At 66.3% G+C, this 24,123-nt stretch carries 23 protein-coding genes; 3 read left to right on the top strand and 20 right to left on the bottom strand.

The window, feature by feature from the left end; translation table 11 throughout:
* Positions 1-19: 19 nt before the first annotated feature.
* The 20 genes from ACOCMM_RS10940 to ACOCMM_RS10845 all read right to left on the bottom strand — a co-directional run bounded on the left by ACOCMM_RS10940 (position 20) and on the right by ACOCMM_RS10845 (position 19,166).
* Positions 20-808, bottom strand: a complete 789-nt coding sequence (locus ACOCMM_RS10940) for a hypothetical protein (protein ID WP_419553191.1) — start codon at positions 806-808, stop codon at positions 20-22.
* Positions 809-829: 21 nt separating this feature from the next.
* Positions 830-1,063: a YggT family protein gene (locus ACOCMM_RS10935; protein ID WP_419553190.1), complete on the bottom strand. Its 234-nt coding sequence runs from the start codon at positions 1,061-1,063 to the stop codon at positions 830-832.
* A 61-nt stretch (positions 1,064-1,124) separates the two neighbouring features.
* Positions 1,125-1,622 (bottom strand): cell division protein SepF, encoded by a 498-nt coding sequence (locus tag ACOCMM_RS10930; RefSeq protein WP_419553189.1) that lies wholly within the window; start codon positions 1,620-1,622, stop codon positions 1,125-1,127.
* A 74-nt stretch (positions 1,623-1,696) separates the two neighbouring features.
* Positions 1,697-2,380: a YggS family pyridoxal phosphate-dependent enzyme gene (locus ACOCMM_RS10925; RefSeq protein WP_419553188.1), complete on the bottom strand. Its 684-nt coding sequence runs from the start codon at positions 2,378-2,380 to the stop codon at positions 1,697-1,699.
* Positions 2,373-3,059 carry a polyphenol oxidase family protein gene (locus ACOCMM_RS10920; protein ID WP_419553187.1) on the bottom strand — a complete coding sequence of 229 codons (687 nt, stop codon included), beginning with the start codon at positions 3,057-3,059 and terminating at the stop codon, positions 2,373-2,375. The genes ACOCMM_RS10925 and ACOCMM_RS10920 overlap by 8 nt, the downstream gene beginning before the upstream one ends.
* A gap of 108 nt (positions 3,060-3,167) precedes the next feature.
* Complete coding sequence (ftsZ, locus tag ACOCMM_RS10915) at positions 3,168-4,244, bottom strand: cell division protein FtsZ (RefSeq protein WP_419553186.1); 1,077 nt, start codon at positions 4,242-4,244, stop codon at positions 3,168-3,170.
* 140 nt (positions 4,245-4,384) lie between these two features.
* Positions 4,385-5,137, bottom strand: a complete 753-nt coding sequence (locus tag ACOCMM_RS10910) for a cell division protein FtsQ/DivIB (protein ID WP_419553185.1) — start codon at positions 5,135-5,137, stop codon at positions 4,385-4,387.
* A 2-nt stretch (positions 5,138-5,139) separates the two neighbouring features.
* On the bottom strand, positions 5,140-6,099 hold the full coding sequence (murB, locus tag ACOCMM_RS10905; protein WP_419553184.1) for a UDP-N-acetylmuramate dehydrogenase: 960 nt from the start codon (positions 6,097-6,099) through the stop codon (positions 5,140-5,142).
* The gene (gene murC, locus ACOCMM_RS10900; protein WP_419553183.1) at positions 6,089-7,468 is read right to left on the bottom strand and encodes a UDP-N-acetylmuramate--L-alanine ligase; all 1,380 of its coding nucleotides are present in this window, start codon (positions 7,466-7,468) and stop codon (positions 6,089-6,091) included. Before murC ends, murB begins: the two co-directional genes overlap by 11 nt.
* Positions 7,465-8,667, bottom strand: coding sequence for a UDP-N-acetylglucosamine--N-acetylmuramyl-(pentapeptide) pyrophosphoryl-undecaprenol N-acetylglucosamine transferase (locus tag ACOCMM_RS10895; protein ID WP_419553182.1), 1,203 nt, complete (start codon positions 8,665-8,667; stop codon positions 7,465-7,467). Before ACOCMM_RS10895 ends, murC begins: the two co-directional genes overlap by 4 nt.
* 3 nt (positions 8,668-8,670) lie before the next feature.
* Positions 8,671-9,786 (bottom strand): putative lipid II flippase FtsW, encoded by a 1,116-nt coding sequence (ftsW, locus tag ACOCMM_RS10890; RefSeq protein WP_419553181.1) that lies wholly within the window; start codon positions 9,784-9,786, stop codon positions 8,671-8,673.
* Entirely contained in the window at positions 9,783-11,219 is a 1,437-nt protein-coding gene (gene murD / locus ACOCMM_RS10885; protein WP_419553180.1) for a UDP-N-acetylmuramoyl-L-alanine--D-glutamate ligase, read from the bottom strand. Before murD ends, ftsW begins: the two co-directional genes overlap by 4 nt.
* A complete protein-coding gene (gene mraY, locus ACOCMM_RS10880) occupies positions 11,216-12,268 on the bottom strand; it encodes a phospho-N-acetylmuramoyl-pentapeptide-transferase (protein ID WP_419553179.1) in 1,053 nt (350 codons plus the stop codon). Before mraY ends, murD begins: the two co-directional genes overlap by 4 nt.
* Positions 12,265-13,749, bottom strand: a complete 1,485-nt coding sequence (locus ACOCMM_RS10875) for a UDP-N-acetylmuramoyl-L-alanyl-D-glutamate--2,6-diaminopimelate ligase (RefSeq protein WP_419553178.1) — start codon at positions 13,747-13,749, stop codon at positions 12,265-12,267. The genes mraY and ACOCMM_RS10875 overlap by 4 nt, the downstream gene beginning before the upstream one ends.
* Positions 13,750-13,758: 9 nt before the next feature.
* On the bottom strand, positions 13,759-15,684 hold the full coding sequence (locus tag ACOCMM_RS10870) for a peptidoglycan D,D-transpeptidase FtsI family protein (protein ID WP_419553177.1): 1,926 nt from the start codon (positions 15,682-15,684) through the stop codon (positions 13,759-13,761).
* On the bottom strand, positions 15,668-16,126 hold the full coding sequence (locus ACOCMM_RS10865) for a hypothetical protein (RefSeq protein WP_419553176.1): 459 nt from the start codon (positions 16,124-16,126) through the stop codon (positions 15,668-15,670). Before ACOCMM_RS10865 ends, ACOCMM_RS10870 begins: the two co-directional genes overlap by 17 nt.
* 33 nt (positions 16,127-16,159) lie before the next feature.
* A complete protein-coding gene (gene rsmH / locus ACOCMM_RS10860; protein ID WP_419553175.1) occupies positions 16,160-17,116 on the bottom strand; it encodes a 16S rRNA (cytosine(1402)-N(4))-methyltransferase RsmH in 957 nt (318 codons plus the stop codon).
* On the bottom strand, positions 17,113-17,559 hold the full coding sequence (locus ACOCMM_RS10855; RefSeq protein ID WP_419553174.1) for a division/cell wall cluster transcriptional repressor MraZ: 447 nt from the start codon (positions 17,557-17,559) through the stop codon (positions 17,113-17,115). The genes rsmH and ACOCMM_RS10855 overlap by 4 nt, the downstream gene beginning before the upstream one ends.
* A 205-nt stretch (positions 17,560-17,764) precedes the next feature.
* Positions 17,765-18,418: a lipoyl protein ligase domain-containing protein gene (locus tag ACOCMM_RS10850; RefSeq protein WP_419553173.1), complete on the bottom strand. Its 654-nt coding sequence runs from the start codon at positions 18,416-18,418 to the stop codon at positions 17,765-17,767.
* 112 nt (positions 18,419-18,530) lie between these two features.
* Positions 18,531-19,166, bottom strand: coding sequence for an HNH endonuclease (locus tag ACOCMM_RS10845; protein ID WP_419553172.1), 636 nt, complete (start codon positions 19,164-19,166; stop codon positions 18,531-18,533).
* A 391-nt stretch (positions 19,167-19,557) separates the two neighbouring features.
* On the opposite strand from ACOCMM_RS10845, the gene ACOCMM_RS10840 reads away from it, so the two are divergent.
* The 3 genes from ACOCMM_RS10840 (at position 19,558) to ACOCMM_RS10830 (ending at position 24,120) form a co-directional block, all read left to right on the top strand.
* Positions 19,558-20,538 (top strand): AAA family ATPase, encoded by a 981-nt coding sequence (locus tag ACOCMM_RS10840; protein ID WP_419553171.1) that lies wholly within the window; start codon positions 19,558-19,560, stop codon positions 20,536-20,538.
* 130 nt (positions 20,539-20,668) lie between these two features.
* The gene (locus ACOCMM_RS10835; RefSeq protein ID WP_419553170.1) at positions 20,669-21,847 is read left to right on the top strand and encodes a DUF58 domain-containing protein; all 1,179 of its coding nucleotides are present in this window, start codon (positions 20,669-20,671) and stop codon (positions 21,845-21,847) included.
* Complete coding sequence (locus ACOCMM_RS10830; protein ID WP_419553169.1) at positions 21,844-24,120, top strand: transglutaminaseTgpA domain-containing protein; 2,277 nt, start codon at positions 21,844-21,846, stop codon at positions 24,118-24,120. The genes ACOCMM_RS10835 and ACOCMM_RS10830 overlap by 4 nt, the downstream gene beginning before the upstream one ends.
* Positions 24,121-24,123: the final 3 nt, after the last annotated feature.

The following is a 24,123-nucleotide window of genomic DNA, read 5'->3' as shown; positions in this document are numbered from 1 at the left end:
GTCCTCCGCCGGCCGTCTCCTAGGCCGACAGGGGTTCCTTGCGAATCAGCGCATCCAGGAAGGGATCGTCGAGTTCCGCGAGCGCGAGCGGCGGCCGGTCCGCATCGACGACGAGGTCGTCAACGTCATCATCGTCAACGTCGTCGTCAACGTCATCATCGCCGAACCCAGAACTTGCTTCACGGATCGACGCTGCGTCAATCGACTCTGGGGCGGCCTCAGTCCGGCCAGCAACTCCAGCGGAACTGGCGGCGAGCGGTGTGACGATGGATGGCATGGCGGCCGGCTCGGGGCCAGAGCGCACTGACGCCGCCACGGGTTCGACATCGGGCAGATCCTGGCCGATCAAGTCCTCTTCGGCCTGGTCATCCTCGTCGGCCTCGACTTCGACGGTCCCAGCGGTCGCTCCGGTGCTCGCCGGGAAGGGCTCGAGGGCAATATCGGGTTCCACTGCTTCGATGACGTCAACGCTGTAGCCGGCGTCGGAGAGCGACCTGGAGATCTCGGCCCGCACGAGACCCGACAGCGCCTCGGTGAGATCGTCAGTCGCTGATTTGAAGACGGCATCCAGTGCTTGAGTACCGGCTGCCTGGAGCTCCGCAAGAGTCTCGACGATCTGTGCGACGGTCTCGGGCGAGAGCTGAACCTCCACCGGACGCGATGGCGATCCCGATTCCACGCTGGTCATGCGATGGTCGATCTCAGTGACCTGTGCCGCAAGAGACGCGATCTGCGCACCGAGGCGCTCAAGCACAGCAGCGCCTTCGGTGCTGGGGGTTTCGACGGGTGGGGGTGTCGGGCTCGCCATGGCGCGGAATGTACCAGCGTCTCAACAGCGCAGCAGCATGCCGGACACGAGCACCTGCAATCCGATGATCAGCACGATCGGCGAGAGATCAAGCGCAACCCGGCCCAGTCGTATCGAAGGCAGTGCCCGCCGAAGCGGCCCCATGACCGGCTCGGTGATCCGCACCAACCAGGTCCGCACCACCATCACTGGACTGTCCGGGGACAGCGGGATCCAGCTGAACAGAACGCGAGCGAAGACTGCGAAGACGTACAAATTCGTCAGCGTGCACAGCAGGCCTCTCATCGTTCGGCCAGGTGGCCCGCGCTGGAGCGTTTCAGCGGTCGACGCCCTCTGTGGGAACCGTTTGATGTTCGCTGTCGCTCACCACGACATTTGCCGGCACGAGCATGTAGACGGCGTTCGCAACCTTTCGCATCTCCCCATCGCGGGCGTAACACAGGCCGCTGGCGAAATCCAGCAGCCGACGTGCTGTGTCGCGGTCGAGTCCTTGCAAGTTCAGGATGATCGGTTGGTCGCGCTTGAAGCGATCGCCGATCTGCTGCGCGTCGTCGAACATGCGGGGCATCAGCACGAACGGCTGTGCTGTCGATGTCGCCACCCGGCGCACAGCCGATGTCGGTACGGGCGCCCCCGAGTGCGGTGTTGCCGACGGTGGTCGTTCGACCACCGTGACGCCGCTCTGGCTGGTTTGATCGGCGAAAGCATCCGCCGCTGGCATTTCGCCCGGCAGGGCGCGCTCGGCCGGCAGAGCATAGCTGTCGTCGGGCCCGAGGCCCAGATAGCTCATCGCCTGCTTCATGAACGAAGCCATGCAGTACCTCAACAAGAGCAGCCTCGATTGGAGACTGTCTCGGTTGCAAAGGGTACCGACTCGCCAAGATGCGGTCAGGCACCCCGTGTAGAGGCGACCCGCGGCGGTCGATTGCCGAATAGGGCGGTCCCGATACGCACCATCGTCGAGCCAGCCCGGATTGCTTCCTCGAGGTCAGCGCTCATTCCCATGCAGCGGTGCTCGAGATCGTGGCGATCGGCAAATCGGGCGACCTCGGCAAACGCTGCTTCGATCTGCGATGACGCGCCTTGAGGCCCGATCGCCATACAGCCCTGAACATCGAGTCCCGACTGGCGGGCGGCGCCAACCAGCGACGGAGCCTCCTCGAGCAGGCAACCGCCCTGGGTGTTCGTGCCGCTCACATCGAGTTGCACAAAGACCGCGGCTCGGGGACTGTGCCGTGCAATCTGTTCGACAAGCCGTGTCCGGTCCACGCTCTGCCACAGATCCACGACGTCTGCCAGCTGTCGCACTTTGTTGGACTGCAGCCGTCCGATGAAGTGGACGTCGATCGTGCTCCTGGTCTCCGGCAGCAGCTGATCCCATTTTCCTTGGAGTTCCTGGGCGTAGTTCTCGCCGATCATTCCCAAGCCGGCAGCTGCCGCGGCGTCGATTGCAGAGGCGTCGAATCCTTTCGTCACAGCCACGATGCCGATCCGAGCTGGGTCGCCCCCGGCGTCAGCAATCCGGTGCTTGACACGTTCGACGCGTTGGCGGACCTGTCCGGCATCAATCACCGGACTCGTCTCCTGCTCCGTGGGCGTCCAGGCAGATCAGCAGCGCAGTCCGGCCCTTCTCGGCACGAGCTCGGTGCGAGAAGTAGCGACCATCGCAGGCCGTACAGCGGCCCAGCTCGGTGTCGAGAATCGCTCCCCCGCTGCGAAGCGTCCGGCGGGCAATCTCGCCAAGGTCAAGCGCCGGCGTTCCCCACGCAGTTCTGCTCGCCACTGAGGGGCCGAAGGAACTCACTGCAGCGTCGAGTTCATCTGTCCCGAATTCGTAGTGCAGGCGGCAGATGTGAGGCCCGACGACCGCGCGGATGTGGCGGATCCCGTGACGTCCGAGTTCCGCGAGCGTCGCCCCCACGACGCCGCCGAGCAGACCGCGCCATCCCGCGTGAACCGTCGCGACAGCACTCAGACCGCTCGCATCTGTCCCGTACAGCGCGATCGGCACACAGTCCGCTGTGCGCACTGCGAGCGTCGCTCCAAGCGCCGTGGTCCACGCAGCGTCGGCGTTGGTGCCGCGATGCTCCCCAGGATGGAACACCCGGACGACGTGGGTGCCGTGGGTCTGCTTGAGGACGGTGACCGTGCTGGGACCGAGCCCCACCAGGGGGGCGCAGTCGCCGTCGCTGCGTTCAGTGACGGCGATGCGCACCGTGCTGGCTCCGCAGCGCCGGCGCAGTATCAGCATTGCGAGTGCCGACCCGTTCGGCTTACGCCGTTCCGCAGCCGCGTGGCCACGCCAACGCGCGGCATCGCTGTGCCGTCGTTCGACGGGGATGCACCCTCGCCCGGGGCGTCACCGCAGGAAGCTGGGTACGTCGAACGATTCGTCGTCCTCGTCGAGGTCGCCGAATGGGTCGGCCAAATCGTCAGCTTGTTCGGAGCCTGCGTAGTCGCCCAGGGCGGTGCCTCCGGAGCGAGACGGCGCGTATCGGTCAAAGCCCGCCGCGATGACGGTGACACGGATTTCTTCTCCGAGCGAGTCGTCGATCACCGTGCCGAAGATGATGTTGGCCTCGGCGTGTGCCACCTCGCGGATCACTTCCGCCGCCTCGTTGACCTCGAACAGCCCCAGTTCGGGTCCGGCGGCAATATTCAGCAAGATGCCGCGGGCTCCATCGATGGACTCCTCGAGCAGCGATGACGACACCGCTTGGCGAGCAGCGTTCTTGGACCGGTTCTCGCCATGTGCACGGCCGATTCCCATCAGGGCCGTGCCGGCGTTGGACATAATCGCCTTCACGTCGGCGAAGTCGGTGTTGATGAGGCCAGGAGTCGTGATGAGGCCCGAAATGCCGGACACGCCCTCACGCAGCACGTCGTCGGCCATCCGAAAGGCATCGATGATCGACGTGTGCTCGCTCGCCACCGTCAACAGCCGGTCGTTCGGGATCACGATCAAGGTGTCGACTCGTTCCTTGAGCCGTTCGATGCCCTGCTCAGCCTGGATCTGACGGCGCTTGCCTTCGAAGGCGAAGGGGCGGGTGACCACGCCGATGGTCAGTGCACCGACTTCCTTGGCGATTTCTGCGACGATAGGTGCACCACCGGTTCCGGTGCCTCCGCCTTCCCCAGCGGTGATGAACACCATGTCCGCGCCCTGCATTGCTTCTGCGATCTCATCCCGGTGTTCCTCGGCCGCCCGGGTGCCGATCTCGGGGTCGCTCCCCGCTCCAAGTCCGCGCGTCAGCTGGCGACCGATGTCCAGCTTGACATCAGCATCGCTCAGCAGCAGCGCTTGAGCGTCGGTGTTGATGGCAATGAATTCGACGCCGCCAAGGCCGACATCGATCATCCTGTTGACGGCGTTCGAGCCACCGCCGCCGACGCCCACCACCTTGATGATTGCCACGTAATTCTGTGGTGAGGCCACAGGGCTCCTCGCGTTCGCTGGCCGGCCGCGACATCAATCGTGCCGTCGGCAGGCACCTCCTAGGCAAAATAGCGCAATCTAGGACAGTACCGATGCCTCCGTTGATGGGCAAGACCTGCCGAATGGGACGATCTGGCCGATCAGTTGGCTCCGCGGACCACCGGGAGATGCGGAACCGATACATCGAGGATGTCATCTGAGTGCTCGAGATCGGAGATGACTGCGGCAATTGCGGCCGTCTTCGCACCGATCGCCGACTCGTCTCCCAGCGCCACCTCGAAGGGGGCACCGCCCGGCTGTTGCCGGACGCGTGCCCTCACGTCCCCGCGCCCGTCACGCCACAACGCAACGACTGTGAAACCGTGCTGGCCGCGCGCTGCGTCGAGGACCCTAAGCAGGGCTGCGGCATCGCTGGCGAGGTAGCCGCCTGGTTCCGGCGCAGCGGAAATCCCCGACAGCCGCGGCAGTTCGGGTGGAGCTGCGAGCGGTGATGTGAGGATTCGGCCCTCAATATCGGTCAGCACCCAGCAGCGGGGCGCGGCGAGTGCCAACGCCACCGCTGTTCGCTCGACAACGTCCACTTCCACCGTCGCGGGCCATCGCCGGCGGATTCGAGCGTCGGCTATCCACGGCAGTTCCTCGAGCGATTGCTCTCCATGTTCGGTGTCCAGGGTTCCCATGAAGTCACCGGCGCCAATGCCTGCTGCCCGGTACGCCTCGTCGTAACTCACTCGATGCAGACCGCTGAAGTGGATCCGACCGACCTCAAACGTGCCTGCGGCGAGAATGATCGTGCCGATCGAGAGCACGAGCGCTGTGAGCGCTGCTCCGATCAGCCAACGCTTGGGGCCTTTCCCTCCCGGTGCGGTGGCCTCCGCAGGTTTGCCAGGCACGCTCAGGTAGGGACCGGTGCGGCACCGAACCCCACCATGCGAATCTCGGGCTGCAGCACGATGCCCGACGAATCCGCGACACGGTGGCGGACCTCGGCCATCAGCGCGACGACATCGGCTGCAGTTCCGCCGGGGTCCGAGACGATGAAATTGGCGTGCAGGCGCGAGATCTCGGCCGTGCCGATGCGCAAGCCGCGCAGACCTGCCTGATCGATGTGTGCGCCTGCGGACTCTTGTGGCGGGTTCATGAAGACCGAGCCGAAGTTCTGGCCGCCTGGCTGGTGTTCTCGGCGCCAGCGGACAATTTCCGCGATCTGGTCGGTCACCTTTGAGGGAAGTGCGCGATGCCCTTGCAATCGCGCACTCACCACGACATGGCGGTTTGCCAAGCCGCTGCGGCGGTAGCCCAGATCGAGAGCATCGACGGGGCGAGGCTGCTGCGTTGGGGGCGCTGAGGAGCCTTCCAGGTCGGCAATGTCGGCGTCGATCAGGCAGGACGCAATGTCGCTTCCATGCCCTCCTGCGTTCATGCGCACGGCCCCGCCGACAGAACCCGGTACTCCCACGGCCCATTCGAGCCCGCCGATCCCTGCCGCGGCGCATTGGCGCGCGAGCACTGGCAATGCCACCGCGGCACCAGCGGTGACCGTGGCGTTCGCGTGATCGAATTCGATGGTGCTGTAGGCATCTCCAAGCAGCAGTGCGATGCCTTCAAAACCCCGGTCCGCGACCAGCAGGTTCGATCCTCGCCCGACAACGAGGATTTCCAGCCCGGAGGCTGCGCTGGCTTCTCGCACCCGTTGCAGGTCGGCGAGGCCATTGGCCACGAACGCGACCGCTGCAGGCCCTCCGACTCGCGACGTGGTGATCGAGCCCAACGGTGCATCGATGCGAGCGTCATCGCCCAAGACTGTTGCGGCTCGTCGGACCGCATCGGGATCGGACCATCGCTCAGGTGGCATGCAGCAGCTCATCTGCGAGCGTTGTCAGGTCTCCCGCTCCCAGGGTGAGGCACAGGTCGCCGGCTCGCAGGTTCGCACGCAGGTACGAACGCAGCTCAGCCCGCCCCGGGAGATACGCCACGGAGGCGTAGGGATGCGAGTCGAGAACGGCGCCGAGCACGAGTTCTGTGGACACGCCAGGCCGTGGCACCTCGCCGGCGGGGTAGATGTCGGTGAGGACCAACTGGTCGGCGCCCCCGAATGAGTCCGCGAAGTCCTGCCACAGCGCTGCGATCCGCGAGTAGCGATGGGGTTGGAAAACCGCAACGATGCGATTCCAGTCCCCGCTGCGAGCCGCAGAGATTGCGGCCGTCACCTCGGCCGGAAGGTGCGCATAGTCGTCGATGAACGAGATGCCGTCGCGCTCGCCCCGCCGTTCGAATCGCCTGGCCACACCCGCAAAGCGCCCCAGTGCCTCGATCATCGGTGAAGCTGTGGCGCCGAGTTCGAGTGCTGCGGCCAGCGCACCAGCGGCGTTCGTGACGTTGTGCAGCCCAGGCAGCGGCAGTTCGCAGCGCCCGATCGACGTGGTGCCCGCGAACAACTCGAACTCCGCACCGCTGCGTGAACTTCGTGCGCCAATGATCCGGTACTTCGCCTGCTCAGATCTTCCGTACGTCACGCAGCCGCCGACGCGCTCCGCCATCTCGGCGGCCTGTGGGTCATCGGCGCACACCACGCGCGGCCCGTTCGCGCTGCTGCAGAAGCGCTCGAATGCCCCGGTAAGCGCGTCGAAGCTGCCGTAGTGATCAAGGTGATCGGGCTCGATGTTTGTCACGAGCACCGCGTCGGCGCCGAGTTGGAGGAAGGTTCCGTCGGACTCGTCGGCTTCGACAACGAACCACTCCCCCGCCATGTCCCAGACGGCGCCCGAGCCGATCTCGTTGAGCTCACCGCCAACCAAGAACGACGGGTGCTCACCGGCAGCAACGAGACAGAGCGCCAGCATCGACGACGTGGTCGTCTTGCCATGGGTCCCTCCGACCGCCAGTGTCCTCTTGCGTTGGCAGATCTGGCTGAGCAGTTCGGCCCGACTGAGGACCGGTATCCCCCGGCGCCGGGCTTCGGCGAGTTCCACATTGCTCGAGGGCACAGCGCTCGAATGCGCCACGATGTCCGCGGAGCCCACATTGACGGCGTCGTGGCCAATCGCTGTTCGAGCTCCGTGGGCGGCGAGCCGCGTCATTCCTGGGCCCGGTCTCAGATCACTGCCGCTGAGGGCATGACCCATCTCCGCGAGCACCAGCCCGATCGCATTCATTCCCGCACCCCCAGCCCCTACCAGGTGGATGCTGCGAGATTCGGCGAGATCGGGCTGGGTCCTGGTCACGATGTGGATTCCTTGCGCGAGCGCGCCCTCATCACGACAGAGCCCGGGATCACCGAACTGTGCTCGATCACAAGTTGTGCGACGCGTTCTGCAGAGTCTCGACGACCGAAGGTCGCAGCGGGGGCAGCTTGCGTTCCCCTGTCAACTCCCCTGGCGCCGCTGAGCTCTGACATCTGGTCGATCTCGGCAAGCATCCGTTGCGCATCGAGTTCGGCATCAGGCACCACTCGTGCCTGACCGATCGACACCAAGTGCTCGGCATTGCGGCGCTGATGGTCGTCGGTTGCGATGGGCAAGGGCACGAGCACCGCCGGTGTGCCGATCACCGACAACTCGGCAACGGTTGAGGCTCCGGCACGGCAGATCGCCAGGTCAGCTGCAGCCAGCGCCAAGGGCAGCTGCTCGTCAAAGGGCACAGCGCGGTACCACTCGGTGACGTCCGAACCGTTGGGGCGCGGCGGCGGGTGCGGCGGGCGGTCATCCCAATCTCGTTTGCCTACGACGTGATACACGAATACGCCGTCGCGGCCGCGCAGTGACGGAAGCGCCGACCACACCGCGGTGTTGATTCGAAGCGAACCCAGCGAGCCGCCGAACACCACGATGACGGTCGCATCGGTGGGCCAGCCGAGCCGGATGCGGGCATCAGCCGCCTCGAGCGCTGCCTGGGTGACCTCGGGGCGCACGGGATTGCCCGTCACCACCTCGCGCTGCAAGCCGGTTCCGTGTACTGGCACCGCAGCCGCCCGTGCGAAGCGACCCAGCAGTCGGTTCGTTGCCGAGGCGACAGCATTCTGCTCTGCGATCACCAACGGCACTCTCCAAACCACGGCGCCGACCGTCGCGGGCAGCGCGGCGTAACCGCCCAGCGACAGCACAGCGGCAGGTCGGCGTCTTCCGACAAGCGCGACGCCGCGCAACGTTGCCCAGGCCAAGCTCGCTGCCGCCAGTGCATTCGTCAGGTTGATTCGCCTCGCCGTGAGGCCTCGGCCACCAAGTGCGGTCAGACCGAAGCCCGCTGCCGGCACGATTTGTGCGTCCATTCCTCTGGTGCTGCCGACGAAATGGATCGCGCCGGCGGGCCACCCGCGTTCAGTCAGTGCGGTGGCCACGGCCAGGCCCGGCATGAGATGTCCGGCAGTTCCGCCCCCGGCGATCAGCACGCTTGGTGCCGCAGAGGCTCTGTCGCGTGCGGGCACGGCTCAGTCGGACCGCCGGGTCACGTTCAGCAGCAACCCGGCGGCCGCTGAGGTGACCACCAAAGAGGAGCCGCCAAAAGAGAGGAATGGCAGGGTCACACCGGTCACCGGCAGCAATCCAACCACACCGCCGACGTTCACCAGCGTCTGCAGCACAAACCAGATCGAGATGCCAGCGGCCAGCAGCGAGCCGAACAGGTCAGGCGCCTTCTGACTCGTCCGGAAACCGCCGATGCCGACGACGCCCAACAGCGTGAGGAGCCCCAGCGCACCAAGGAGTCCCATTTCTTCGCCCACGATGACAAAGATGAAGTCTGTGGGGGCATTGGGCACCCATCCCCACTTAGCCTGACCTGCTCCGAGGCCGGTGCCGCGCAGTCCGCCTTGTGCCAGGCCGACCAGGCTCTGGAACGTCTGGTAGCCGCTCGAGGCACGCTCGGAGATCGGATCGAGGAAGCCCGCGAGGCGCGCTCGGCGGTACGGCGCCGCATACGCCAGCAAGGGCGCTGCAACTCCGACCATCAGGGCAATCTTGCCGAGATCCCGGCCCGGCAGGCCTGCGACGAACAGCATCCCGACCCCGATGCCGACCAAGATCAGTGTGGTCCCGAGGTCCGGCTGCAGCAGCACGAGGGAACAGCCAGCCGTCAGCAGGAGCATCGCCGGGCGCAGGATCCGATCGGGACGGTCGATCTGATCTTTGCGAGCGTCCAGGAACGCGGCCAAAGCAACGATGAGGGCCAGCTTCGCGATCTCCGACGGCTGAACACTGAGTTGCCCGATCTCGATCCAGCGACGAGCACCGCCCGCGCGTTTGCCCACCGCCAGCACGACGACCAGCAGACCCACGCTGAGGGCTGCAAGAGGCAGCGCCAGGCGTCGCCAGCGCCGGTAGTCGATGCCGAGCGTCACCAGCAGCACGCCCACGGCGATGGCCGCCGACCACAGATGTCGTGTGAAGTACTGCAGGGGGCGGTCGGGCCCCTCGACCCCGGTCGCTGAGGTGGCAGACAGCACCAGGACCACCCCGGTGAGGAGCAGCAGGAAGACCGCGGACAGGAGTGCGGCGTACCGCACCGAAGGTCCCGATTGCGCGCACCGAAGATCCAGCCGGCTCATTGCACGTCTCCGGAGCAGGTCTGGGGGTCAAGGCGCGATGCGAGATCCGATACGGCTGCGATGAAGTGCTCGCCCCGTTCGTGGTAGCTCGAGTACCAGTCGAACGACGCACATCCGGGTGACAGCACGACGTCTCCGGCCGGTTGGGCCATCCGGTAGGCGATTTCCACGGCCTGCGACATCGAGTCCGCCACGGAGAGCTCGATCCGACCATGCACGGGTCGGCTGAAGCAGGCGATCACATCAGAGGCAGCCTCGCCGATCGCTACGACACCGCGTACATGGGCAGCCACCGCAGCGAGATCGCCGAGATCGAGACCCTTGTTCCGCCCTCCCGCGATGAGGACCGCATCGGGGAATCCCCGGAGCGCGGCCACGGTGGCATGAGGTGCTGTCGCTTTGCTGTCGTCATGGAAGCTCACCGCTCCGATTCGCCCTGCGCGCGCGAGGCGGTGCGGCAGACCGTCGAACGAGTGCAATTCAGCCGTCACTGCCTCTGCGGAGGCCCCCATCTCCAATGCGATCGCCGCTGCTGCTGCGGCGTTCGACAGGTCGTGCGGCCGACGCCGCGGCAGGTCTGCAGCCGCCACGAGCGCTGTGTGATGCGCTACCAGGACGCCGTGCTCGTAGCGCACATCGCAGGCTGCATCGAGCGACTGAGGCGTCGCAAATGTCACACGGCGTGAACGGATCCCCGACGTCCATGGCTCGACGTCGGGATCGTCGAACGGCACCACCGCGACATCGTCAGGGCCTTGGGCGGCCCAAATTCGCGCCTTGGAAGCGGCATAGTCCCCGAGATCGACATGCCAGTCGAGATGGTCGGGTGCCAGATTCAGCCACGCGGCCACAGCAGGGGCAAAACTGCGGGCTCGGTGGAGCCTGAACGACGAGGCCTCCACGACGAAGGTTGAGACGTCCCGGTCGATCGCATCCACCAAGGCAACATCGGTGTTCCCGGCGCCCACTGCACTGATCCCGCTCCGGTTCAGCATTCGTTCGGTGAGCACCGTGACCGTGGTCTTGCCATTCGTACCCGTGATTGCGGCAAGCGGGCGGTTGTCCCACTGTGCCGCCAGATCCAGCTCGCTCACTACCGGCACTCCGGTCGCATCGGCGAACGTGTAACTGGGGTGCCGTGGCGGGACTCCTGGAGAGGGGACCACAGCGGCAGCATTCGACACCAGAGCGCTGAGCAGACCGTGATCGGTGGAGTCGTGGATCTCCACGGAAGCGAGCCCTACCGAGGCAACCCTCGCGGCAGCCCCCTCGGGGCGGTCGTCAGCCACGATGATCTCATGGCCTCGAGCCCCCAGCGCCGTTGCCACCGCGCATCCCGTCACGCCCATGCCGACGACCAGCACCGGTCCGTCGTCAGGACGCAGGGCGTCGAGCATCGGGCGGCGGGCATCCGAGGGATGATTGGGGCTCACAGCGAACCTGCCGGCAGTTCGACCAGGTCGAGACTCAAGAAGTCGGCGTAGTAAAGGCCGAGCGCGAGTGCCACGAGCAGGCTGTTCACGACCCAGAGGCGGATGAGCACGGTGGTCTCCGGCCACCCGCCTAACTCGAGGTGATGGTGCATGGGGGCCATCCGGAGCAGGCGGCGGCCGAAGAGCCGGAACGAGCCGACCTGAACGATGACAGACGCCGTCTCGATGACGTACAGGCCGCCGATGACGGGCAGCAGCAGATCTACGTGCAGAAGCATCGCCAGCCCGCCCATGGCGGTGCCGATGGCCAGCGAGCCCGTGTCGCCCATGAAGATCCTCGCCGGCGGCGCGTTCCACCACAGGAACCCCACGCAGGCGCCAGCCATGGCAGCAGCGACGATGGCGAGATCCAGCGGATGCTTGACGTCATAGGAGATCGGGTGACGGAATGCCCAGTAGCCGACGACCACGAACGCGGCGAAAGCCACTGAAGCGGCGCCTGCGGCAAGGCCGTCCAGGCCGTCGGTCAGGTTCACGGCGTTGGAAGTGCCCAGAATGATGAGCACAGCCCACAGGATCCACACAGCGGCGGGGACTCGCAGTGCGTTTCCGCTCAGCCGAGTGAAGCCAATCGCCGCGTCGAGATTTACCCACCACACCGACGCAGCCGCGAATCCGACGCCCACTGCGACCAAGCCGATCAGCTTGGCCCGCTTGTTCAACCCCAGATTGCGTTCACGGCTCACCTTGATCCAGTCGTCGGCCAAGCCGACGAGGCCCGCAGCGCTGACTGCCGCCAGCAGCACGATGCCCGAGCGCGTCATGACCGTCTCGGCGCGCAGGTGACTGACCACGTAGCCCACCACGGCGGCAGCCACGACGGCGGCGCCTCCCATTGTCGGCGTGCCGGCCTTTGTGATGTGCCCTCGGGGACCGTCGAGGCGAATCGGCTGGCCGACGCCGCGTGCCTGCAGCCACGGCACGAGATAGCGCGTGCCGATGAGCGATACGAACATCGCGGAGCTGGAGGCGATGAGCAGGGCGATCATTGCTTCGCACTCCTGCGAATCTGCAGTGCGTCGGCCGCCACGGTTGCGTCGTCGAACGGCGTTGAACGGCCTGCGGTCACCTGGGTGGTCTCGTGACCCTTCCCTGCCACCACGACGACGTCCCCAGCCCGCGCACCCTCGATGGCAAGCGAGATGGCCAGGGATCGATCGAGCTCGACATGCAGGCCGTCGCTGGTGTCATGTCGCCCGCCGGCACCAGCGGCGATCTCTGCCGCGATGTCGGCGGGATCCTCGCTGCGAGGGTTGTCGGAGGTCAGGACCAGCATGTCCGCATGGTGATCTGCTGCGGCGCCCATGGGTGCCCTCTTGGATGGATCACGATCGCCACCCGCACCGAAGACCGCCCAGAGGCGGCCATCGGGACCACTCAGTTCGCGAGCACTCGCCAGTGCCGCGGCGAGTGCTTCGGGCTTGTGGGCATAGTCGACGAGGACGGTGATGTCATCGCCGGGACCGTTCACGGGCCACAAACGCCCTCGCACCGGTTTCACCTCGGCGATAGCGGGTGCAATGGCGCTGTTGTCGAATCCGAGCGCGCTCGCTGTTGCCGCTGCAGCCGCCACGTTCGCCGCATTGAATCGTCCGAGCAGCCCGCACTGGATCGGTCGGCCGCGCCATCGACCACTGAGCCCATTGACGCTCACGGTGACGTCCTCAATGTCGGAGGGCTGCCATTCGACCACTGTGCCGGTTGTACCAGCGGCCATGGCTGCCAACCGGCGACCCCATCTGTCGGCCACGTTCACCAGTGCTATTTCGCAGCGGCCGTCGAAGAGTCGCGCCTTTGCGTCGAAGTAGTCCTCCATCGTGATGTGGAAGTCGAGATGCTCATGACTCAGGTTGGTGAAGACACCGGCCGCGAAGCTGGCACCGTCGACCCTGCCGAGTGCGAGGGCGTGCGATGACACTTCGAGCACGACCATCTCAGTTCCCGCATCTGCGGCTTCGCTGAGGCGTCGGCACACCTCTGGCGCTTCCGGTGTGGTGTGGCGCCCAACCAGGGTGCCCATCACCTCGCATGAGGTTCCGCAAGCGCGTGCTATGGCGCCGATCGCGTGCGCCACCGTGGTCTTGCCAGAGGTTCCGGTAACCCCGACGACCGCGCAGCGACGCCACGGCTGGCCCCATACCGCAGCTGAAGCAGGACCCAGCGCACCTCGCACAGTGGGCACGGCGATCTGGGGCACACCAACATCGAGGATGCGCTCGACCATCAGCGCAACGGCGCCCGCCGTGATCGCCTCAGACGCAAACGCGTGACCGTCGTGGTGCCGTCCCACAACGCAGCAGAACATCATCCCGGGCGCGACTGAGCGGCTGTCGTGGGTGATGCCGTGCACGAGCGCGGCTCCACCGTATGTCTCGTCGGCGTGGCGACCCGACGGCGCAACATAGGTTCCGCCGATCTCGGAGGCCAGACGGTGCACCGACATCGGGATCGCAGAGCGCGGCGAGCTCATGGGCACTTCTCACGCATCGGGCGATACCTGCAGCATGCGCAACGCGTACTCGGCAACTTCAGCGAACACCGGTGCAGCCACGATGCCGGCCCGGTACTCATCGGGTTCATCGAGCACGACAACCACGGTGAGCTCTGGATGATCAGCCGGGAGGAAACCTGCAAATGAGCTCGTGTACGCGTCGGAGCTGTAGCCGCCGTCTGGACTGGGCTTCTGCGCCGTGCCGGTCTTGCCGGCTACCCGGTAACCGTCAATGGCGGCCCGCTTGCCCGTTCCTTCAGCGACCACATCGGCCAGGATCGATTTCATTTCCCCAGCTGTATGCGGCGACAGGACCCGGCGCGTCACAGCAGGATCAGCCGGCCGCAGCGCTCCGTTGCTGTCCACGCTTCCCAGGACGAGCCTGGGCGTGACATAGACGCCGTCGTTGGCAATGGTGTTGTAGGCAGCGGCAAGCTGCACCGCTGTCACCGCGATGCCCTGACCGAACGCAATCGTGGCCAAATCCGTGCCTCGCCATTGGTTCGCGGCACGCAAGATGCCGCGGCTCTCGCCGGGCAGCGCTGGGGCGCCCTCAGCGCCGGTCAGGCGACCGAAGCCGAACGCCCGCAAGGAGCGCTGCATCTCGGCTGCGCCGAGTCGTTCGGCCAGCCTGATCGTGCCGATGTTTGACGAGTGGATGAGGATTTCCGCCGTCGTCATCTGGCGGTCAACGTCGGAGTACGGCTCGGTGAATTCCTTGTCGGCGAACATGTAGGCGGCTGGTGTCGAATGGCTCTCAGTGGGCGTGGTCACGCCCGCTTCCAGCACGGCGGCGACCGTGAAGCTCTTCGCGACCGAGCCTGGCTCGAATGCGTCGGTGTATGCCGGGTTGTACGCCACCGGCCCGATCTGTCCAGTCTCGGAGTCGCGGGCCACGCCAGCCAGTGCAAGCACATCGCCTGTGTCGGTCTGCATCACCACCACCATGCCGCCGCGCGCTCCGGTCGTGTGGACTGCGGTACTCAGCGAGCGCTCGGCAACCCATTGCATCTGGGTATGCAAGGTGAGGACCACGTCGTCGCCGTGGCTGACCGGCTCAAAGAGCTCGGTCCCCGTTGGGAGCGGCATCCCGCTCTGAGCGATCCGAGCGACCTCTAGACCGTCTGTTCCGTCGAGCATTTCGGTGAACTGCTTCTCGGCACCTCCCAGCGGGTTCTGGTCGATGTCGACAGCTCCGAGCAGACCGCGAGCGAAATCGTCCCCGTTGGGCCGCAACCGTGAGGATTCACCGCGCACACCGACACCTTCGAGCTGCAGCTCCTGTACGGCCAGCCCATCCGATGGACTGACCTGGCGCGCCACGTAGACGAAGTGCCGATCGCTCGCCAGCCTTTCGGCGATGACACCGATGTCAATGTCCAACACTGACGCCAAGGCTGTCGCAGTCTGATACGGGTCGGTGACGAGGCGAGGGTCAGCCCAGATTGTGGGCAGGTTGTCGGACACTGCGAGAAGGTTCAGGTTTCGATCCAGGATCGCTCCACGTACCGATTCGAGCTCCCACTGAGCGGTCCCCTGGCGCTCCCCCAGCGCGGCGTAGGTCTCGCGGTCGAGCACCTGTACCTGGACCAGGCGGGCCGCAAGGGTGGCCAGGGCAATGGCTGTCGCGATGATGAGCAGGAGCGCTCGGCGACGCGGCGGGCCGGTTCGAACCTTGCGTCGGTGCGACTTGGGCGGCGCAGAGTCAGCATCAGCCGTGCGCCCGGATTCGAGGGCCGATCCAGGCGCGCCGACCGATGGGTGCCAGTGCAGTTCGGCTGCCCCATGAGATCGCCGAGTGGTTGTGGAATCGGCGGACGCAACAGGCGGACGCAACCCTGGCGGGGCACCCATCGATGGGTGCCAGGGCGCCGGGGCTACGCGGCGTTCGTCTCGGTCAAGAACGTCGGTCATGCGCTGTAGACGCATCGGTCAGCAGCGTCTTGATCGAGAGCCAATCTCCGCCCTGGTGGGCGGTGCGTGACGGGGGCGACACCGCAGCGATGTGACGCGGCTCGATCCGCACGTCGATCGGATCCGCCGCGTTGACGAGGCCGAGCGCGCCAATCCCCATCAACTCGATTTCCGCCGGTCCATGAAGTGTCTGAAGCTCGTAGCGAAGATCGATCAGGCGCTCCCGCTCGACCGCGATCTCCGATTCCAGCTCGGAGAGGTGGTACTGGCCTGCAGCCAGCATCGAGTGGAACACACCTAATCCCGCAAGCACGGCGATCGTGGCAGCCGCCAGGAGCGCGGTGACGCCCACGAGCCGCAGGCCCACGGCGCGACGTCCGCCAATGCGCACCAATTCTGGCGGCGCATCCGCGACGGTGAGGTGAGCAGTGGCCAGAGCCATCGAACGCTGTTCGGTTCAGGGGCCGCTCGCAGATCAGCGGCTGGCGGGGTCGAGCCGTTCAGCAGCCCGCATCATGGCGCTGGAGGCGCGGGAGTTGCTCTCGACCTCGTTTGCGCTGGGCCGCACGATCTTGCGACGCAACAGCCGAACCGTCGGTGCGGCGCCGCAGATGCACGGCAACGTCGACGGGCACTCGCAGACGCCGTCTGCTGCTTCTCGCAGAATGATCTTCACGATGCTGTCTTCTCCTGAGTGATAGGCGAGAGTTGCAAGGCGCCCACGTGGTTGCAGGCGCGCGAGCGCAGCTCGCATTGCGGGTTCGATGAGGTTGAGTTCGTCATTCACTTCGATGCGGATCGCTGCGAATGTGCGCATGGCCGGATGGCGCCGGCCACGACGAGCCGCTGCGGGCACGGCTGCCCGGACCGTGTCGGCCAGTTGCACAGTGGTGTGCAGCGGTCGTGCTGCGACGATCGCTGCAGCGATGCGGTTCCCATGACGCTCTCCGGCGTTGTGCCGCAACAGATTGCGCAGCTCGGTGAGGCCGTAGGTGTTGACGACGGTTCCCGCATCGAGTCCCGCCCGGGGGTCCATGCGCATGTCCAGCGGGGCGTCGTGACGGTGCGCGAAGCCACGCTCAGGAGCATCCAGTTGGTGGCTGCTGACGCCGAAGTCGAACAGTGCGCCAACGAGAGGACCTTCCTCGCTGGCATCGACCAGTTCGCCCAGACGATCGAAGGGTTCGCAGCAATAGGTGACGCGATCAGCGAAGGGCGCGAGCCGTTGTTGTGCCGCTGCGATCGCCGCGGGATCGCGGTCGATGCCGAGCAGTCGCCGTTCGGGATGCTGCCCCAGGAGTATCTCCGCGTGGCCGCCGCCTCCCAGGGTCGCGTCGACGAACAATCCGCCGCCAAGCGGCGCGAACACCTCGGCGATCTCGGAGACCATGACTGGTTGGTGAAACGACCTGGTGGCCGCCGCAGCGCTCACGACTGCTCCGATGCTGTGCCGCCGCTCTCGGGCGCGGCCAGGAGCGATTCGCCTTGGGCGTTCATCTCCTGCCAGCGGCCGGCATCCCAGATCTCGACCTCGTCGATGGCACCGATCACCACGCATTCGCGCTGCAGGCCTGCAAAACGTCGCAGTTCCTCAGGAATGGCGATCCGACCCTGCTTGTCAGGCAGGACCCGTGCCGCCCCCGCGCCGAATGAGCGCTTGGCGGCACGTCCATAGGGCCCGCCTGAATGTGAACGCTCGGACATCTGTGCTGCGATCTCGCCGAATCGGTCTGGTGTCATCAGTGCGAGACAGCCTTCGCTGTGCTTGATGAGGAAACCCGATGGCTCGAACGCGCCGCGGAAACCCGCCGGGAGCACGATGCGGCCCTTGGCATCGAGCGAGTGCTCATGCCGGCCGACGAAAAGACTCTCCACCCCACGGCCTCCGCAGCGTCCGATTGGGAACCTGGATTGTATGGGCACGGGTACCCCTGCAAACCACTTCGCACCACTTTATGGGTAAAACACCCACAATGTCCACCCCACGTGCGTCAGATCATCCAAGTCGGCTGCCAACACCGTCGCGGAAACCAGGTCCCGGCCCCGGCCCCGGGGCTGCCGGGCAGGCCCGGTGAAATGCTCAGGTGTCGTGCGCGGTAATGAAGCTCACGACTAGCTCGGCCATCCCCGACGGAGTGACGTCGACGCCGAGGTCTGCCCAGCCAACGGCCCGGTCGCGGACCCATGCGGCAGTCTCTGCGTCCAGCAGAGGCGCCAACGGGCCGAGATCGAACCGTTCGTAGGCGAGGCACTGGAAACGGCTGCCCTCGCGGGTGCGGCGCTGGGAGATACCGATCAGTTTCCGGCCGCCCACTGCCACCTCGCCTGGGCCAAGCGAGGCGAAGCACACCAGGCCGCCCGACGGGCCAGCCTCGTAGGGGCCACGATGCACGTTGGCCAACACGCCGACCGAGGAGAACGCCGCAGCCAATCGGCGGCCCAGCCAATCGAAGGCTTCGCCGACGTCTGCACGCCAGAGCTGATCATCAGCCGGCACGAACACATCCACCCAAGTGCACGCATCGGAATCCAGCCACACGAGTCCCCCACCACTGCGACGCCGCACGACATCGGTGCGCGTGCCGTTGAAGGGGTCAACGGTCGCAGATCCCAGGATCAGTGCCGGCTTGGTCGGGCAGAGCCATGAGACGCGCCGACGGCGGTCCTGCGGCATTGGGCGGGCGTGCAGCAGTTCGGCGCTCGCCTGCCATTTCTCGCGGATCCACTCGCCCACCGGTCCACGATGGCAGACCCGCCGGCGACGTTGGTCACCAGGGACTGTGCGCGGGACTGATCAGCCGGACTGGTCAGACGAGTTGGTCAGACGAGCTGGTCAGACGAGCTGGTCAGACGAGCTGAGGACGCAATTGGGGCAAGTAGTCGGTCCACTCCGTTGGAGCATCGCCTCGCATGGCGGCCACGACGGCGAGCGGCTCGGGAGCGTACGGCGTCCTGCGCAGCCGGTATCGGCCCGCCGACAGGAGCGAGTCTCCCTTGCCCACGTTGCAGGACCGGCAGCAGGCCACCACGTTTTCCCAGGTGTGCTCCCCGCCACGGCTTCTCGGGTGGACATGGTCGATGCACTCCGCCCGGCTCCCGCAGTACTGGCACCGGTATGCATCACGTGCAAAGACTGCTCGCCGGTGGAGTGGAGCCCGGCGGCGGTACGGCGCCCGCGCGTGGTATGTCAGCCGGACGATCGAGGGCACCGACATCGACATACGCGGTGAGCGAATGCTCCCAGGCCGGGTGTGGATGACGTCGGCCTTGCCCGCCAGCACCAGCAGAAGAGCTCGTCGCACGGTGGTGATGGACAACGGCTGGTAGGTGACGTTGAGCACCAGTGCCCGTTCGGACAGAACCGAGCGGACCCGTGAGACCTTGCCGTGGGGACGAGCCGGGTGGCCGTTCGCGCCAGCGCGTCCGTTGACCGGATCGGCGACAGATCGCCGCGCATACGCGACGGCTCCTGGGGAGGTCATGTCACCGTGATGCCGCAGCGGCGGCTGGCCAGCGTCGGCACCATTCCAGCCATTGGATCAGATCTTCGGGTTCGCCAGATGCAGTTCCATCATCACCGAGGGCAGTCAACAGTCGGAATCGCACGTAGTCTCGGTGAGGAACCGGCAGGAACGGCGGCCGGGTCCACCAACGCATTGGCACCAGCCGTCTCATGGCGCCAGCAGCCGCAACCCACAGTCGAGGGCGCGCCACAACCGCAGACAGCGCCCCAAACAAGCGGAGGCGGCGCGGTGTCCGATGTCGGCGCACCGGGCCACTCTAGAAGCGAACGTGCCCCCGACGGTGACGGTCAACAGACGCTGAGTAGCCTCAGAGCGTTCGGGAGGCTGGGAACCCAGAGAGTTGGCTGCTGTGCGCAATCACACAACCCCACAGACGTACCCGGCCGATGCTGAGACGTTCCACCGCACATTCGAACGCATCACCGCGAACGTGGAACGCGTTATTCGCGGCAAGCCCGACGCAGTCGGCCTCTCGCTGCTGTGCTTGCTGTGCGATGGGCACCTGCTCATCGAGGACGTGCCTGGCGTCGGCAAGACGAGCCTCGCGAAATCATTGGCGTCTTCGATTGATGCACCCTTCGGCCGGATCCAGTTCACCCCTGACGTGCTGCCGTCAGACGTCATCGGCGTGAATGTGTGGGACGAGCGCGAGCGCACATTCGACTTCCGGCCCGGTGCACTCTTCTCGAGCATCGTGCTGGTCGACGAGATCAACCGGGCCTCGCCCAAGACACAGGCGGCGCTGCTCGAGGCAATGCAGGAACGGCAGGTCACCACTGACCGCACCACGCGCCCGCTCGGCCAGCCGTTCATGGTCATTGCTACGCAGAACCCGATCGAGCACGAGGGCACCTACCCGTTGCCTGAGTCGCAACTCGACCGTTTTCTCATGCGCATCAGCATCGGCTACCCCGACGCCGACTCGGCCGTCGAGGTGCTCGACCTTCACGACGGCACAACGGAAATCACGCTCGAAGCGGTCGCGACGGCCGGCGAAGTGCTGGCAATGGCACGCACCGTCACCGAGGTACACGTCGCGCCGGTCTTGCGCCGCTACATCGTGGCCGTGGCCGATGCGTCTCGACGGCGCGGCACGATCACGCTGGGTGTCAGCCCACGAGCCACGCTCGATCTGCAGCGGGTGGCACAGGCGCGTGCGCTCGCCGCCGGTCGGAACTACGTGGTGCCCGACGATGTGAAGGCTGTGGCCGAACCGGTACTCGGCCACAGAATCCGACTGAGCCCCGACGCGCAACTGCAGGGACTGACCCCGCAATCAGCGCTGCGCGACGTCTTCGAGGCCGTCGCGGTTCCCACCGCCACCGGCTGAGAGGCGAAGCCGTGGCCCGAGCGGCCCGTGAGCGCAGCGAACAAGAGCGGGAGATAACAAGTGTTGCGCGAGAAGGCTCACCAATCCGCCTAGGCACTAGGACCCTCGCTGCGATGCCCCGAGGGCCCGCATGCTGACTCGGCGGGGCTGGGCCGTCGGGATCGGTTCATTCGTCGCCGCTGGCGCCGGACGCTTCTTTGGCATCGGGGAATTCTTCGTTCTCGCAGTCGCCGGGATCGCGCTGGTCTCGGGGGCCACCATCTGGACCCGTACGCGCAGGATTCGCCTGCGGATCCAGCGTTCGGTGCAGCCTGTACGCGTTCACGCCGGCGGGCAAGCGCGGGTGGAGCTCGGCGTTACCAACCTCGGCGGACCCACCCCGGTACTTCAGCTGACCGACCCCGTCACCGGCACGCTCGGCGCGCGCTTGGGAGTGGGCCCGCTGCTTGGGGCTGAGCGCGTCAACGCCACGTACTTGCTGCCCACCGAGCGCCGAGGTCGGCTGAGGGTCGGTCCCGCCGATGTCGCGGTCGTCGATCCGCTCGGGTTGTCGCGCACGCCAATCGGTGCCGGGCCGCTGACGACGCTCGTCGTCTATCCCGCCACGCAGACAATCGTGCCGCCTCGACTGGCCCGTGGTCCCGAACCGCTGGGAATTGCGGCTGACATTCACACGTTGCAGCGCATTGGCGAGGATTTCTACGCCCTGCGGGACTACACGGCTGGCGACGACGTCCGCCGGATCCACTGGCCTTCGACGGCGCGCTTGGGTCGTCCAATGGTGCGGGAAGACGAGGTTCCCCGCCGGAGCCGAGTAACGGTGGTGCTCGACACTCGCAGCACAGCCTTCGATACCGAGCGCTTCGAACTCGCAGTGTCCGCGGCCGCCAGCGTCGTCCTCGCCAGCGCCTCACGACATGATCCGCTGCGGCTGTTGACGGTGGCCGGAGCAGACACCGGTTTCGTCACCTCAGGGGAAGGCCTGGCGCAGCTGTTCGATCACCTCGCCGAGGTGTCCACGTCAGGCATGGGCTCGCTGCGTGGCGTGCTGGCAGCGGCGACAACCTCCGTGGTGGGTGCAGTGGTCGTGGTGCTCGGGGGCACAGCCTTTGACGCAACTCGGGACATCGAAGCGATCACAGCGGCGGGCTCGCGCAGCTCATCGTTGACGGTCATCCGCGTGTGCGGAACCGGTGAAGTGCTCCCATCGGCCGGTTCGGCCTATGTCGACATCGCCACCGCTGCCGAGCTGTCGCCCAAGTGGGCTGCGGCCCAGACGGCCCAAGAGTCGGGGACGATTCGCGCATGACGCGACGAAGCCTGTGGCAGGTCGAGATCTCGCTGTGGCTGCTCACGCTGCTGGCGGTGCTGATGGCTCGCCGCCTGTTCGACTCGTGGGATTACGCGCCCTTGTGGCTCATCTTGGCAATGGGAGGTCATGCGACAGCGGCGGTGACGAGACGGCAGCACTGGCCGTTCGCAGCTGCCGCTACGGCTTCTGTGGTGATGCTGATCATCGTCGAGGGGCTGGCGCTGTACTCCGACACGTTGTGGCTGCGACTGCTTCCCAGCGCCGAGACACTGCGGCAAGCGTCGACCGATGTGGCCGCCGCCTGGGAGGCGTTCGGCATCGTGGAAGCGCCGACGCCGGCCACTGCCGGCTTCCTGCTGGTCGGCGGCGCGGCAATCTGGCTCACGGCGTTCATCGCGGACGCAGCGGCGTTGCGTGCGAAAGCTACCGGCGAAGCCCTGCTTCCCGCCTTCGTCGTGCTGGCGTTCATCGGGGCATTGGGCACCGATGCATGGCGTGTCCGCAGTGCTGCGGCGATGATCGTGTGCGCGGTGGCGTACGTGGCTGCTCACGGCATCCACCACACCGGGAACCGGATGCCGGTCGGCGCTCCGGAGCGGCGTCGCGCAACCGTGCCCATGCGCACTGCACTGCGCTTGGGAACTGCTGCCGCTGTAGGCGCGGCGCTGCTCGTACCGTTGCTGCCCGGCAGTGACGCCCGGGCGATCGTGTCGTGGAAGGACCTCGACGGAACCGCACCCGCATCGAGGGTGACGATCAGCCCGCTCGTCAATGCTCAAGGCCGCCTGGTGGGCACTTCGGGCGCTGAGTTGTTCCGTGTCCGAGCGGATGCACCCGCGTACTGGCGAGTCTCGGGTCTCGGCCAGTTCGACGGAACCTTTTGGGGATCCGAGCAGCTGTATGGCGATGCGTCTGAACACTTGGACGGACGCTCGTCTTCGGAGCTGCTCACCCAAGAGTTCACGATCGGAGCGCTCGACAGCATCTGGCTGCCCGCTGCATACGAGCCGGTCGCCTTTGACGGTCCCGATGCGCTGTACGACCCTGAGTCCGGCACCCTGGTCACCGAGCACAGCAGCGTGCTCGAGCCGGGGTTGACCTACACCGTCAGCTCGAAGGTCGACATTCCATCGGTTGGGGGGCTCGTGGCTGCAAGAGGCGACGTTCCGCCCGACATTGCAGAGAAGTACCTGGCCCTGCCGGAAGGCTTCAACCAACGTGTGACGGACCTCGCTGCCGACGTCACGGCGGATGCCACAGGCCCCTACGCAAAGGCCCTGGTTCTGCAGAATTTCTTCCTCGAGAACTTCGTGTATGCGTTGAAGGTGCCAAGCGGGCATGACACCGATCGCATGGAGCAGTTCCTGTTCTCGGAGCGGCGCGGCTATTGCGAGCAGTTCGCCGGCACCTACGCGGCGATGGCCCGGGCGATCGGGTTGCCTTCGCGTGTTGCCGTGGGCTTCACCCCAGGGGAATTGGTCGAAGGCGAATACGTGGTCAGGGGCGAGCATTACCACGCGTGGCCCGAGATCTGGATTGGTGGCCGCTGGGTGTACTTCGAGCCGACGCCAGGGCGGGGCGCCCCTGGAGCCGTCGTCTACACAGGAGTGCTTGCCCAGCAAGTCGTGCCCGGAGACCCGAACGCAGCGGGCGAGGAAGGCTCAGGTTTCATCGGTGCGTTGGGTCTCGAAGATCTCGAGGGACTGTCGGGTGACCTCGAAGGCTTCGTGGACGTGCTCGACTTCGAAGGCTCGGCAGCGCCTACCGGGAACTGGTCGGAATGGCTCGTTGTCCCCTTCTATGCGGTGCTGGCGGTCGGCGTGCTGTGGCTCATCACGGTGCCGTCGGCTGTACGAATCCGCCGAGCGCTGCACCATCGCCGCGCACGTCACGATGCGCGCGCTGCGGTCGGCGCTGCCTGGGACGACGTCGCGGAGACACTCTTCAACCTCGGCATCGACCAGCGGGCCACCGAGACGCATACCGAATTCGCCGGTCGTGTCGACCACCGACTGCGGATCGATTCAGGCGAGCTGTACTCACTGGCCATTGCTACCCAGGAGGCCGCCTACGCGGCGGAGCCTCCCTCACCCCAGACCGTCGTGGGGGCGAGGCTGAACGCTCAGCACCTCGAAATGCGTATCCGCTCTGCGCGCAGCAGGTGGGATCGCATCGGCACCGCGTGCCGTCCTGGCGCCCTGGTGGCAGGACCTCGCTCGCGCCGCCGCGACCGGGCATACCTCAACGGCGCGGAAGTGGGCAGCCACTGACGC

The sequence above is a fragment of the Candidatus Poriferisodalis sp. genome (genome assembly GCF_965198245.1).
In the GTDB taxonomy this organism is placed as follows: domain Bacteria; phylum Actinomycetota; class Acidimicrobiia; order Acidimicrobiales; family Poriferisodalaceae; genus Poriferisodalis.
Note: the sequence above shows the minus strand (reverse complement) of the source record. Positions and strands in the feature narration are given on the sequence as shown.

What these genes read in the sequence shown, in the direction of transcription:
- ACOCMM_RS10940 (WP_419553191.1), bottom strand. Translation starts at nt 808, where the DNA reads ATGGCGAGCCCGACACCCCCACCCGTCGAAACCCCCAGCACCGAAGGC.
- ACOCMM_RS10930 (WP_419553189.1), bottom strand. Translation starts at nt 1,622, where the DNA reads ATGGCTTCGTTCATGAAGCAGGCGATGAGCTATCTGGGCCTCGGGCCC.
- ACOCMM_RS10920 (WP_419553187.1), bottom strand. Translation starts at nt 3,059, where the DNA reads ATGCTGATACTGCGCCGGCGCTGCGGAGCCAGCACGGTGCGCATCGCC.
- murB (WP_419553184.1), bottom strand. Translation starts at nt 6,099, where the DNA reads ATGCCACCTGAGCGATGGTCCGATCCCGATGCGGTCCGACGAGCCGCA.
- ftsW (WP_419553181.1), bottom strand. Translation starts at nt 9,786, where the DNA reads ATGAGCCGGCTGGATCTTCGGTGCGCGCAATCGGGACCTTCGGTGCGG.
- mraY (WP_419553179.1), bottom strand. Translation starts at nt 12,268, where the DNA reads ATGATCGCCCTGCTCATCGCCTCCAGCTCCGCGATGTTCGTATCGCTC.
- ACOCMM_RS10875 (WP_419553178.1), bottom strand. Translation starts at nt 13,749, where the DNA reads ATGAGCTCGCCGCGCTCTGCGATCCCGATGTCGGTGCACCGTCTGGCC.
- ACOCMM_RS10870 (WP_419553177.1), bottom strand. Translation starts at nt 15,684, where the DNA reads ATGACCGACGTTCTTGACCGAGACGAACGCCGCGTAGCCCCGGCGCCC.
- ACOCMM_RS10865 (WP_419553176.1), bottom strand. Translation starts at nt 16,126, where the DNA reads ATGGCTCTGGCCACTGCTCACCTCACCGTCGCGGATGCGCCGCCAGAA.
- ACOCMM_RS10845 (WP_419553172.1), bottom strand. Translation starts at nt 19,166, where the DNA reads ATGACCTCCCCAGGAGCCGTCGCGTATGCGCGGCGATCTGTCGCCGAT.
- ACOCMM_RS10835 (WP_419553170.1), top strand. Translation starts at nt 20,669, where the DNA reads ATGCTGACTCGGCGGGGCTGGGCCGTCGGGATCGGTTCATTCGTCGCC.
- ACOCMM_RS10830 (WP_419553169.1), top strand. Translation starts at nt 21,844, where the DNA reads ATGACGCGACGAAGCCTGTGGCAGGTCGAGATCTCGCTGTGGCTGCTC.